Raw genomic sequence first — 12,287 nt, forward strand, 5'->3', positions numbered from 1 at the left:
CTTCTCACAGTCGTTCGAAGCCACGGACTCTCTCCCAATCGGTGACAGCGGCATCGTACGCGGCGACCTCGATTGCCGCGTTGTTGAGGTAGTGCTCGACGACGTCGTCGCCGAAGGCCGCACGGGCGATCGCCGAGCCGCCGAAGAGTTCGGCCGCCTCGCGCAGGTTCGCCGGCACGCGGGGGGCCGCGCTGCCGTAGGCGTTGCCCTCGAGCAGCGGCTCGAGTTCGAGCTCATTCTCGATGCCGTGGAGGCCGCCTGCGATGAGGGCGGCCACCGCGAGGTACTGGTTGACGTCGCCGCCCGGCACGCGGTTCTCCACGCGCATGCTGTGCCCGCGCCCGACGACGCGAAGCGAGCAGGTGCGGTTGTCGAGGCCCCACGCGACGGCCGTGGGGGCGAAGGAGCCCTCGACAAACCGTTTGTACGAGTTGATGTTGGGCGCGAAGAACAGCGTGAGTTCGCGCATGGCCGCCAGCTGGCCGGCGATGAAGTGCCGGAACATCTTCGACATCCCGTATTCGGCATCCTCATCGGCGAAGACCGCGCTGCCGTCGGTGCCGCGCAGGCTGATGTGGACGTGGCAGCTGTTGCCCTCCCGAGCGTCGTACTTGGCCATGAAGGTGATCGACTTGCCGTGCTGGTCGGCGATCTCCTTCGCCCCGTTCTTGTAGATCGAGTGGTTGTCGCAGGTGACCAGGGCCTCGTCGTAGCGGAACGCGATCTCCTGCTGGCCGAGGTTGCACTCCCCCTTGACGCCCTCGCAGTACAGGCCGGCGCCCTCCATCCCAACCCGGATGTCGCGCAGCAGCGGCTCCATGCGGGTCGAGGCCAGGATCGCGTAGTCGATGTTGTAGTCGCTCGAGGCGGTCAGAGAGACGTAGCCCTTCTTCCAGGCATCGCGGTAGCTGTCGTCGAAGACGATGAACTCGAGCTCGGTGCCGATCTGGGCGACGAGGCCGAGTTCGGCGAGCCGCGCGCTCTGCGCCTTGAGAATCTCGCGCGGTGACACCCGCACGGGCGCCTCATCGAGCCAGGTCAGGTCGGCCATCACGAGCGCGGTACCCGGCAGCCAGGGCACAAGCCGCATGGTTGCGAGGTCGGGGATCATGGCCATGTCGCCGTAGCCCTTCTCCCATGACGAGATGCGATAGCCGTCGACGGTGTTCATCTCGACGTCGACGGCGAGCAGGTAGTTGCAGCACTCGGCGCCGTGCGATGAGATCTCGTCCTTGAAAAATCGCGCGGCGACGCGCTTGCCGACGAGCCGGCCCTGCATGTCGGTGAACGCGACGATGACGGTGTCGATCTCGCCCGCGTCGATGAGTGGGTTCAGCTCGTCTGTGGTGATCATTCCGGTTCGGCCTGCCATGATCTTGTCTCCTCGTCGAGCCCCGCGAGGTTGCCCGAGCGGCAACGTCCGACCATTACACCACAGCACACGCGACGCCTTCAGGTAATTCGTCACGAGATATTAACGCCCAAAGGTAGACAGCGGGTACCAATAGACCACTACGCTCCAATCACACCTGATCCACTCGCGGGCGAGACCACCCGCGATCTCTACCGGTTCCGCACCGCCTCCGGGAGAAAAGACTCATGACCGATTCAGGCAAGCGATCCACTTCCGGCGTCACGTACACGCCAGCCGCCGACGGATACTTCGAAAAACGCTCGCTGAAGAGATCCGCCGGAGTCTGGGGGCTGTGGGGCCTCGCGGTCGCTGCGGTTATCTCGGGCGACTTCTCCGGCTGGAACTTCGGCATCGACTTCGCCGGTTTCGGCGGCATGGTGATCGCCTTCGCGATCCTCGTGGTCATGTATTACGGCCTCATCTTCAGCATCGGTGAGATGGCGGCGGCGATGCCGCACACCGGCGGCGCCTACTCCTTCGCCCGATCGGCGATGGGGCCGTGGGGCGGCCTGGTCACCGGACTCGCAGAAACGATCGAATACGTCGCGACGACCGCCGTCATCGTCTACTTCTCGGCCCAATACGCCGACTTCATCACGGGCGAGCTGCTCGGCTTCTCGTTCGAGGGCAATATGTGGATCTGGTGGCTGATCCTCTATGCGGTCTTCATTGCCCTCAACGCTGCGGGGGCTGCGATCTCGTTCAGGTTCGCGATCATCGTCTCGATCATCTCCATCGGCATCCTGCTCGTCTTCTCCGCTATGGCGGCGTTCTCGGGCCTCTGGAGCGTCGACAACCTCTTCAACATCCCGCCGGACGAGGGCCAGAGCGCCTTCCTGCCGCATGGCGTGGTGCCGATCCTCTTCGCCCTCCCCTTCGCGATGTGGTTCTTCCTCGGTATCGAGGCGCTCCCACTTGCTGCCGAGGAGTCCCACAATCCGTCCAGGGACATCCCGAGGGCGGGCCTCTGGGCGCGCGCCACGCTCATCGCGACCGGGCTGCTCGTCCTTGTCCTGAACACCGGGATCCTCGGGGCCGAGGCGACGGGCGTCTCGCTCGAGCCGCTGCTCGACGGGTTCCGCGCGATCGTCGGCGACGAACTGGCCGCGGCCCTCGCGCTGTTCGCCCTTGTCGGGCTGCTGGCCTCGCTCCAGGGCATCATGTTCGCCTACGGCCGCAACATGTACTCGCTGTCCCGCGCTGGCTACTATCCGAAGTTCTTCTCGCTCACCGGCAAGCGGCAGACTCCGTGGGTCGCGCTCCTCGTCGGAGCGGTGATCGGGTTCGTTGCGCTTCTCGTGCTGGAACTGCTCGCGTCGGTCAGCGCGGTCGCCGGCGCGGTCATCCTGAACATCGCCGTCTGGGGCGCCGTGCTCGCGTACTTCCTGCAGATGGTCTCGTTCGTGATCCTGCGGCGGAAGCTCCCGGATGTCGCCCGTCCCTACGTCAGCCCGTGGGGCGTACCCGGTGCGGTGACCGCCGCGGCGATCTCCGCGCTGATCTTCCTGGGCTTCCTGCTCAACGAGGCGTTCCAGCCGGCCATCATCGGGATCATCATCGTGTACGTGGTCATCCTTGCGGGCTTCGCGCTCTACGGACGCCACCAGCTCGTGCTCTCGCCCGAGGAGGAGTACGCGCTGAGCGGCGGCGTGCACCGGGATCCGCAGGCCGAGGGCTACGACGCCATGGAGAAGGACGTCTTCGGCGAGAAGAGGTAGCCGCACCGTCTGCTGCGATGGGCCGGTCACATCCGTGACCGGCCCATCCACGCTGATTATTGGCGTACTCGCGAAAAAGCCCCTCCGATCGTGGGATCGAGGGGCTTCGCTGTGCACCCCCTGGGACTTGAACCCAGAACCCACTGATTAAGAGTCAGTAGGTTAGCGAAATTATGTTCCTACGTCTGGCAACGTCAGGCGACATCGTGCAACACAAAGTCCCGATCAAAGTCATTTTTGTGCGGCAAGCGAGGCGCGCGATGTGTATGGTTACGTGAGGGCAAGGCGAGTCTGCGGATTGCCCATGAATGTCGGGCAATCGAGGAAGGCTGCGCAATGTCTCATGCACCAAATGGCGAGAGCAGCGCAACGCGCGCCTACCGCAACAACCGCGAGGACTGGGGCAGCATCCGGACCAGGTCAAGCGGGCGACTCCAGGCGTCGTATGTGGGCCCCGACGGCGAGCGATACAGCGGACCGACCACTTTCGATTCACGCACTGACGCGCGCGCGTGGCTTGCATCGCAGCGTGTGACGATCCAGCGGGGAGATTGGAGGTCGCCGCGTGTGGTCACCGCTGAGGTGTTCGGCGTATACGCCGCCGCGTGGCTGGCCCAACGGGTGTCAGGAAAGGGTGAGCCGCTTCGTCCCAAGACGCGTGCGGAGTATCAGCGCCAGCTACGCACTGGCTTGGCAGAGTTTCAGACCGACCGCATCACGATGATTACCCCCGCGCGGGTACGACGCTGGCATGCCGAACGAATGGAATCTGGACGCACTCTTGCCGGGGCAGAGGCACGACTCCTCCGCGCGATCCTGAACACGGCAGTAGTCGATGGGATCATTGCGAAGAACCCAGTTGACAGCAATCTGACTCGTACGCGCGCCGGTATTCCCCATCGCCCGCCGACACTCGTCGAGTTGGGCGTCATCCTCGACACGATCGAGCCGCAGATGAAGTTGGCTGTTCTCCTCGCTGCTTACGGCGGACTTCGCTTTGGCGAGTGGCGCGCGCTTCGCCGCCGCGACGTGTCCGTGCTCAACGGCAGGGCGTCCGTCAGCGTCGAACGCTCGGCCCAGTACCTGACCGGCACTGGTTGGCACGTAGGCCCCCCTAAGTCCGCTGACGGCATTCGGACTGTGACCCTGCCGAAAGGGCTAACCGCCGATGTAGAGTCCCACCTGGCCGACCGTGTCGGAGCATTCCCTGACGCCTTGCTGTTCAGCCCCGTTGGAGGCCAAGGGTTTCTCCACGACCGGCAATTCAACAAGTCATGGAATCGCGCCCGAGATGCCGCAGGAATCCGCGGCCAAGTCCGCGAGCATGATCTGCGCCATTTTTACGGGAGCGCCCTTGCGGCGCTCGGCCATGGACTGCCGCAGATTCAGCGGGCGCTTGGTCATGGAACCGCGGCGGCGACGCTCATGTATCTGCATGCCGCCGAAGAACACGATTTCGAGTTGGCTGACAGATTGCCAATGCCTTCACCCAACCCGCGCCCGCTCCTTACGGCGCTCAGCGCTAGGAGGGGCGTCTGATGACCGGAGACTGGTTTGGGGACTTGAAGAACGAGCAGGACGCCCAACAGCGAGTACTGGATGCGGAGGTCAACCTAATCAAGTCGGAGGGCACGCCGCCAGACTTTCGGTACAAGTGCACTCACCGGGACTCCGGGTCGTGCGTCCTCGCCGAGGTCTACGTGCTGGGCGACTCTCACGTGGCGTACCTCCGCCGTTACACCTTGCCCAAGTCTGTGAACGAGTCGCGCTCCTCAGCTTCGGGACGTTCGGCAAACACCGAAGACGGACAGAATCACTGGCGCGCACGGGTCGTCGATCTTGATTCGCTGGCGGGACCTCGGGATCAGCTCAGCGAGCTGACACCCGGTCTTGGTGCCGTTCGGCTTACCGTGCAGTGTCGTCATGTGTCGGCGGACCTCGACCCGGGAGCGATGATCTTGGACGCGGTGGGGCCGGAGGACCATCGGCGGGTTGGTGCGGGCCCTGTTGCCTCATGTCAATACCTCCGGGAAGGTTGATTCATTGCCTCAGTTGAAAACCTCCGTGGATCTCAGCCGCTGAATGTCTGATTAACGGGCGGTTTCACGGCCGCGGGTTTCTTCGCCAGCGCGAGGGTTTCGAGCTGTCCGGTGAGCGCGAGGATCTTCCGGGACTGGGCTGCGGGGTGGACTCGTTTGAACTCGGCGTTCATTCTGATGATCGGCATCTTCCGCATGTCTTCGCGGGCGATGGCGCGCTGGTGCGGGGTGGTCGCGGTGTCGTACCGTTTGGTCACTTTCGCGCCGGTGCGTTGCTTGAACACGAGCTTCTGTTGCGGCAGGAGGTAGTTCGTGAACACCCGGTCGAGTTCCCAGATCTCGTTCAGCAGGGCCAGCTCTGCCGGGGTGTCGTAGCGGTGGTAGCCGACGAGTTCGCGCACGTGGGTCCAGTTCTTCTGCTCGACGTGGGCGCCGTCGTTGCTGTGACTCGCCCGCGACCTGGTGAAGGTGATCTTGTTCGCCACGCAGTAGTCGAACAGGTGGTGGTTGATGAACTCGGACCCGTTGTCCGAATCGATGCCGATGATCGGGAAGGGGAACACCCGGCGCACGTGCATGAGCGCCTCAAACACCCATTTCTCGGCCTTGTTCTTGACCGACCGGTTCACCGTCCACCCGGTCGCGATGTCAGTGACCGTCAGGGTGAAACAGAACTCGCCCGACGCGTTCCCGCCCTCGTGGCCGACCAGATCGATCTCCACGAACCCCGGGACCGCGTCGTCCCAGTCGGCCCAGGTTCGGATCGGGATCTGCGACTTCAGCAGCGTCCCGGGCTTGGTATGTGACCGACCGCGAGAGAGCAGCTTCGCCCGCTCCGGCGCGAGCCGCCGATCGATCGTCGCCGCGCTCATCCGCACCAGCAGGGCCGCCTCGGCATCGGTGAGGTCGAGCTCGTTATCGCGGCGCAGCAACGGCACCAGCACCGGCAGCATCGGCGCGAGGCGCTTCCCAGCCGGCGCCCGCAGCACCGCCCAGCACCTCACCAGAGCCCCCGTCACCGCCGGACCGTAGGTCGGCGCCCGCCCCGCCCTGGGCTTGACTGCCTTGAGCGTCAACGCCGACCGCAACGCGGCCCGGGCGTAGTCGCGATGCCACCCGGTCAGCTCCACCAGCTCGGTCAGTATCCGGGACTTGCCGGCCCGGTCGGCGCTCCGGTACGCGAGCGCTTTCTTCTTCGTCACAGCCTGCCGCTGCGTCATCGTCAGCTCCATAGAAACGGGCGTAACCCACATCCATCACTCAACCCTTCAACCACGCCGAAGCGGAGGTTTTCGCATGAGGCAACGAATGGTGCTACGCGGAGGTTTCTTATGAGTCAACGCGCGGGCTAGTACGGGCGGGTACTGGGGCTGCTAGAGTTTGTAGCAGATCCTGTCCTAGTTGGGCGGAATCAGCGGGGTGGTGCGCCGCAGGCCTTGAAAGGGTCTGCAAATGCGCGCTCGCACCAATCCCCCTTCCCCTCCTGAACAGCCTGAGCCCCGCTGGGTTAGCATCCAGACCGCCGCCGAAACATTCGCGATCCACGACTGGACTGTGCGCCAGATGATCGCCCGCGGCGAGGCGGCTGCGGTACGCGTTGGCCCGCGGCTTATCCGCGTCGATCTCAACACCATTGCCCGTGCCCTGCGCGTCGTGGCCGGCGAGTAATCACGTGGCCGAAATGAAGCACCCCCGGCCTGCTGGCCGGGGGAACTCCTCGCACCCCAATAATACTGGCGACTCGTACGAGGGCTCCTACGGCGGGAGGGTACGTGCCCGCGACCCCGAGACGTCGTGGCTCGTAGCCCCTATCACCCCGCGGGCGCTTAGCGACCTTCAGGGCGCGATTGCAGAGCTCCTCTCCGCGACTCCGATGCACGATGCTGCGCTCGTGCGCGCCTATCGCGATCGCGGATTCCCTCCCCGATCCCCGCAGCGGATTGGCACTGCCCGCGCCGAGTTGGTCACGCGCGGGCTGGTCGCCGACACGGGCACCACGGCGCTGTCGGACTACGGCAATGCGTCGATCGTATGGCGGGCAGTTCCATGAGCATGGACGCCTACCGCTGGGCAAAGTCGTGGCGCGGCGAGCTGTCCGCGCCCGAGCTTGCGGTTCTGCTCACGATTGCGGATCGGTTCAACGATTCGGAGGGGCGCGCGTGGCCGTCCTACCGGACCATCGCCGACGACACACGCCTGTCTCGGCGCACCGTCATCCGGTCCATGGCGGCGCTCAGCAGCGTGGGCCTCGTCGAGGTGAGCCACAGGCGCGACAAGGCAGGTGACGCGACCTCGAACAACTACCGCCTGCCGCTCTATCGCGACGACTCTGCCCCTGTGGATAACCCTAAGCACCCGCCATAGGGGTGGTGACAGAGAGACACCACGGGTGGTGACAGGGAGTCACCACCCGTGGTGACAGAGAGACACCGGGGTGGTGCCACAGAGTCACCCAATCCCTTACTGAAACCACAACTTAACCCACATAGAAATCCCGAAAGGAAAACCAATGACCACATCCACCTCCGACATTGACCGGATCGACCAGCGCGCCGACGCTGCGCATCACGCCTACCAGCTCATCGCGGACACCATCCTGAACGACGGTGATTTGAACATCGAAGCCAAGCGCCGCCGGGTTGAGGAGGCGACCGCTGGTGCGCGCGCGCAGCTCGCCGCTTTGATGACTCAGCGCACCCTCGCGCGTGACGCGATCAAGGCGGCGCGGACGCGGGAGCTTTTCGGACACATCGTGGCTCCGAGTAGCTCCGAGGTACTGAATCGGCGCGACGCGGACGAGCGCGCGAACCGCCTCGATGGGCAGGCGAGCGCCTTGGAAGCACTGGAACGTGCCGAGCTGACCGGCGACAACATTCTCGCCCGCTCGATCACGCTCGCCGGGCTGGAGAAGGGATGGCCCGAGGTGGTGAATGCCTATCGCTCTATCCACCCCGGAGCTGCCGACGCACTCGACCAGCTTGCCGATATTGAGCGGGAAGAGTCGACGGGCCTCTATGGCTGGCGGTACTCGCTGGTGGCACGCGGCCTCTAGCCGCTATGGCTCGGTGCCCCCGGTATTGTCAGCCGGGGGCACCCCAGGCACCCCTCCCCCACCGCTAGCTGCCCGCTTCACGTATAGCGGCTTCCATCGCGTACGGGTTTTGGAGTCGACGTGAGGTCAGCGCTGGTCAGGGAGCCATCACGAACGCCCGATATGGCACCCGGTCGGCAGGCTCAAGTCCAGCAACTAAATCGAATACCCACATCGCAGCTTTCGTTGGGTTGGTACGCAATCGAATCATGGAATGTGCCTCTCGCACTGCCGCAACCAACGGCATCTCCTCGACGGCATTTCCAGACAACCCGTCGACAATGGCCGAATGCACCGACGGAAAAGTAGCCGCCGTGAGCCAAGTAGCGCCTGTGACGATTCGGCGACTGACGGCAAGTATGTTTTGGCCTAGCGCCGCTTCCGTAGGGGAAACTCGCGTTAGCCACCTGAACAATGCGGACAGCCACATCTCCAAGGTCGCGTGATCGAGAGCTATTCGACCCGCTGCGTCGAGCATGAAATCGATAACGTCGTTCGCCATCCTGCCGGACAAGTTTTCGATAACCGCGGCAACGTCGATGTACCGGTCGGGGTAAGCGGTAAGGGCGGCGGCATAAATAGCCTTGTCGAACGGAATCTCGACGTAGCGCTCAGCTATCAATGCAGAGGCGGCTAGGTCAGCATCCGTCTCCGATATCGTTCCGTCTTTCAGCAGGTGTGCTACCACCGCGAGGGTTGTGATCGTCCGACCACCCTTCTCAGCGATGACCCCGTTAAGTCGAATGTCGTCGGACCATAAGATGCCGCCGGCCAGAGAAAGCTCACCAGCGGCTAGCCACGCCGTCACCTCACCGTCCACCTCGGACAACTCAATTTGAGGCGGTCCAGAGAAATGATCACGGGTCAATGCTGACATGAATGCCACGAGCCGATCGGCTTCGACAATCGCCTGTGCTCGCGACTTCGCTCCAACGGAGCGTTGAGATACCGGCCCACGATATCCGGCGGATAGCCCGCCAGGGAGCCCCAGCGCCGACAGGCTGCGCTTCGCGTCTCCGGCATCTCGAACCTGCGCGGTAGCAACGATGAGCTGAGAGAACCGCGAGAGAGCGAGAGCACGCACAGCGGGCGGTAGTACGCCCAAGCTGTAGGCCGCGGTTGTGTCGACAATTACTCTGGACGCGAACGCCGATTCCACGTGAACGAGATCAGCATCGATGTTCCCGCCCGCGAAACGCACACCAGAGGCATGACCGATGATCACTTCAGCGTAGGTGTGCCGGTGGGCGATTATATAAGCACCAATAGGGAACTGACCTGACCAAATACTCGCGTCGAATTCCTTAGTGTCCACGGCCGGACCAAAGCTCTCGCTTGCTCTCGACAATGAACCAATAATGTCATCCATATCTACAGACACCTGAATGATCGATCCCTGAGGAAAGTCCCGAAAATACGCGTGAATGACCTCGGCCGCAGCCTCCTGATCAGGATCAGATGCAGCTACGGGGAAAGAGACGGCCGCGGTATCAGCGTTTTCCGAGTCCGCTCCACTGACACCGATGGCCGGATCTTTTGGCGTCCGGTCAGAGCCCAGGAGCAGATATCCCACGAGCGCAACGCGGATCGGTTCGTCCGCCTCCCATGCGATCGAGACCTCGCGAATCTCCTCGGGCGAGGCGACAGCAGACTTGAACTCCTGCAACAACTTGATCCACGAAACAACATCCGAGCGCGTTTTGGGCAATCGGCTTCCAGGCAATGTAGACCAGGCAGATAGAGCTTCTGCGGAGTTGCCGATGTTCAGTTGACAGGCAATGAGCGCCCACACCGACGCCGGATCGTCAGGACGGATGCGAAGCAAGTTCTGTGCCGATTTTGTCGCGCCATCCCAATCGCCAAGATTGGACTGACTCTCTGCCAACAAGACGAAGGCTTTCCATTCGCCACCCCACGCTTTTGGCGCGCTAGATAAGGCGGCCCGGACGTACTCCACAGTCTTCGAGAAGTTCTGACGACGTTCCTCGAGCTTGGCTGCGCTGAGCCACAAGTCAGCGTCATCCGTGCGCTTCGCAACACTGACAAGGGTCGAAATCTGCGCCCCTACGTCCCCTTGCCGCTGGTACCACCGGCTCAGCATCGACCCCCATTTCGGTTCGGCGTGAGCGCGTGCTTTTAGGTCTGCTATTGCAATCTCGTCGTTAGCAAAGACAGCGGCCATGAAGGTCAAATCGTCGGAAAACTCCGTATTTCCCAAGTCACGCTGAATTTCCACGAAGTCGTGCTTGTGGCCGTGCATGGCGAGACGCGCCGTGATGCGGCCTTTCACCTCCCAGTCGTCATTTGTGTCGACGGCCCTCACCAACTCCGAAAGCGCGGCGGCCTCATCCCCGCGTCCGAATGCAAGTTGTGCACGAAGCTGATGCCGTTCGGACTCAGTAAGGTCATCGGCTAATAGGAGTTCTTCGGCCATCGAGTTCGAACCGTTCTTAGCCAAGAAAATCGCCGCGTTGATTCTCACTGCGGGCGAGCGAGATTCCTCAGGAGTTGCGTCGCCGTCTGGAGATGCAAGTGAAAGTCGAATCGCCAGTTGCGAGTCGTCGAGAGCCTCGGCGATGGTCGCCGCCACCGCCACTGCCGCGCTTGAGTCGTACCGCCAGGATCGTAGATCGTCGCGCGACTCTAGGGCCAAAGTTAGGGCATCCGACAAATCGTCGGTGCGCATATTGGACCGCCCCGAAAGTTGACGCGCGGTTAATGCTCTTGCCGCGATGATCCCGCCAGATGCGGACCGGAATTCGACGTGCGCCTCACGACCAAACTTAATCGCGTTATCCCAGTCTTGATTGCTGAAGGAATGCGATGCGAGTTGCACTAGTCGAAATGCACGCTCACCCGGATCATCAGGCGTCCAAGACTCAAGTACGGCGAACGCTGCCGACGCGCCCACTTTCAGGTGAGCGACTTGAGCCGCCGCAAGAGGATGCTCCACTACGTCGTCCAGATACGCGACAATTTCATCCGCGTCGTCAGCCCCACGCATCGCAAGCAGTCGGACTTTCCAATAGCCACGCGGAGAGATTCCGCGCTCAAGTGCGCGATCTATGAAATGGATCGCGGCGTCTGTGACACCGAGATCATTCGCAAGCTCGCCCAGAAACACATCTACCTCGGCGGTGGCCTCGGCCATTACTTGAGGCTCTTGCGCGATCCAATCTCGCAGCAGCGCCTTTCTGTCGGGCGCGTTAACGATCATTCCGAGCAGCCGTGCCGTTCGAGGCCAGGAAAGCCGCGCTCGCGATGCGTGGGGCTGACGAAGCGGATGCAATCCATCTAGGCGACCGCTCCAAAGCAGACCGTCGCGTTCGTCAGCAGTCATACCAGTGGCCATGCCCGCAATAGCTGCGTGTATTTGGGTACTTCCGATGAGAGCCGCGTTTTGCGGAGAACCGGTGAGGGCCGATCTCGTTTGCAGAATCCCAAGCACACGCTGTGCGAGTACCGGATCACTCAGGCTCAAACCTGTCGCGATATCAACCAAGAGGCTTTCGCGCTGCGCAGCATCACGAATGCGAGCCTGCATGTCTGGACGCTGAAGAAAACGCCGAACGGCCTTCCGGCGGACGTGGATTCCTTCACGCCGAGCGTCACGCTCCACTCCGATGCTTCGGCGCACATCGAGAGTCAGTAAGTCCCACACTTTCACTGCGAGCCACTTGACTGGACCGGCGGCTAGATTTGACATGACTTCACTATGCCGTGTCGACGGCGTTCCTGCGTTGCACGCGTCGATGTGAGTGACGATCAGGCGCTTTGGCCCGAAGACCAGCGTGGCCGACACACGACGACAAAATGCGCGGCGTTCTGCCGATGCGGCGAGGTCGTAGATTGCCCCCAGAATGCCCGAGTTCTTGGCAGAGGAAACGCCCTGATCAGTTATCCAGCTGATCAGGGCTTTAGCTGTGCACCCCCTGGGACTTGAACCCAGAACCCACTGATTAAGAGTCAGTTGCTCTGCCAATTGAGCTAGGGATGCGCGTGGCCAGCGTGAATTCTGCAGCCGA

8 protein-coding genes and 1 tRNA gene are annotated in these 12,287 nt (G+C 62.7%); 5 read left to right on the forward strand and 4 right to left on the reverse strand.

The window, feature by feature from the left end; translation table 11 throughout:
- Window positions 1-4: 4 nt before the first annotated feature.
- On the reverse strand, window positions 5-1,372 hold the full coding sequence (locus tag BHD05_RS15170) for a glutamine synthetase family protein (RefSeq protein ID WP_161887172.1): 1,368 nt from the start codon (window positions 1,370-1,372) through the stop codon (window positions 5-7).
- Window positions 1,373-1,599: 227 nt separating this feature from the next.
- Here BHD05_RS15170 and BHD05_RS15175 point away from each other — a divergent pair, with 227 nt between their 5' ends.
- Window positions 1,600-3,132 (forward strand): amino acid permease, encoded by a 1,533-nt coding sequence (locus BHD05_RS15175; protein ID WP_161887173.1) that lies wholly within the window; start codon window positions 1,600-1,602, stop codon window positions 3,130-3,132.
- 336 nt (window positions 3,133-3,468) lie between these two features.
- Complete coding sequence (locus BHD05_RS15180) at window positions 3,469-4,671, forward strand: tyrosine-type recombinase/integrase (RefSeq protein WP_161887174.1); 1,203 nt, start codon at window positions 3,469-3,471, stop codon at window positions 4,669-4,671.
- Window positions 4,672-5,203: 532 nt separating this feature from the next.
- On the opposite strand, the gene BHD05_RS15185 is transcribed toward BHD05_RS15180, so the two are convergent.
- Entirely contained in the window at window positions 5,204-6,391 is a 1,188-nt protein-coding gene (locus tag BHD05_RS15185) for an integrase catalytic domain-containing protein (RefSeq protein WP_161885160.1), read from the reverse strand.
- Between the two features lie 232 nt (window positions 6,392-6,623).
- Here BHD05_RS15185 and BHD05_RS15190 point away from each other — a divergent pair, with 232 nt between their 5' ends.
- The 3 genes from BHD05_RS15190 to BHD05_RS15200 all read left to right on the forward strand — a co-directional run bounded on the left by BHD05_RS15190 (window position 6,624) and on the right by BHD05_RS15200 (window position 8,223).
- Window positions 6,624-6,839: an excisionase family DNA-binding protein gene (locus tag BHD05_RS15190; protein ID WP_161887175.1), complete on the forward strand. Its 216-nt coding sequence runs from the start codon at window positions 6,624-6,626 to the stop codon at window positions 6,837-6,839.
- Between the two features lie 378 nt (window positions 6,840-7,217).
- Window positions 7,218-7,535 (forward strand): helix-turn-helix domain-containing protein, encoded by a 318-nt coding sequence (locus BHD05_RS15195; RefSeq protein WP_161887176.1) that lies wholly within the window; start codon window positions 7,218-7,220, stop codon window positions 7,533-7,535.
- A gap of 145 nt (window positions 7,536-7,680) precedes the next feature.
- Window positions 7,681-8,223, forward strand: a complete 543-nt coding sequence (locus tag BHD05_RS15200; RefSeq protein WP_161887177.1) for a hypothetical protein — start codon at window positions 7,681-7,683, stop codon at window positions 8,221-8,223.
- Window positions 8,224-8,359: 136 nt separating this feature from the next.
- On the opposite strand, the gene BHD05_RS15205 is transcribed toward BHD05_RS15200, so the two are convergent.
- Both BHD05_RS15205 and BHD05_RS15210 read right to left on the reverse strand, forming a co-directional pair.
- Window positions 8,360-11,806, reverse strand: coding sequence for a tetratricopeptide repeat protein (locus BHD05_RS15205; protein ID WP_161887178.1), 3,447 nt, complete (start codon window positions 11,804-11,806; stop codon window positions 8,360-8,362).
- Between the two features lie 380 nt (window positions 11,807-12,186).
- Window positions 12,187-12,259: transfer RNA gene (locus BHD05_RS15210), tRNA-Lys, on the reverse strand.
- Between the last annotated feature and the right edge of the window lie 28 nt (window positions 12,260-12,287).

This window comes from Marisediminicola antarctica, assembly GCF_009930795.1.
GTDB classification, from domain to species: Bacteria; Actinomycetota; Actinomycetes; order Actinomycetales; family Microbacteriaceae; genus Marisediminicola; species Marisediminicola antarctica.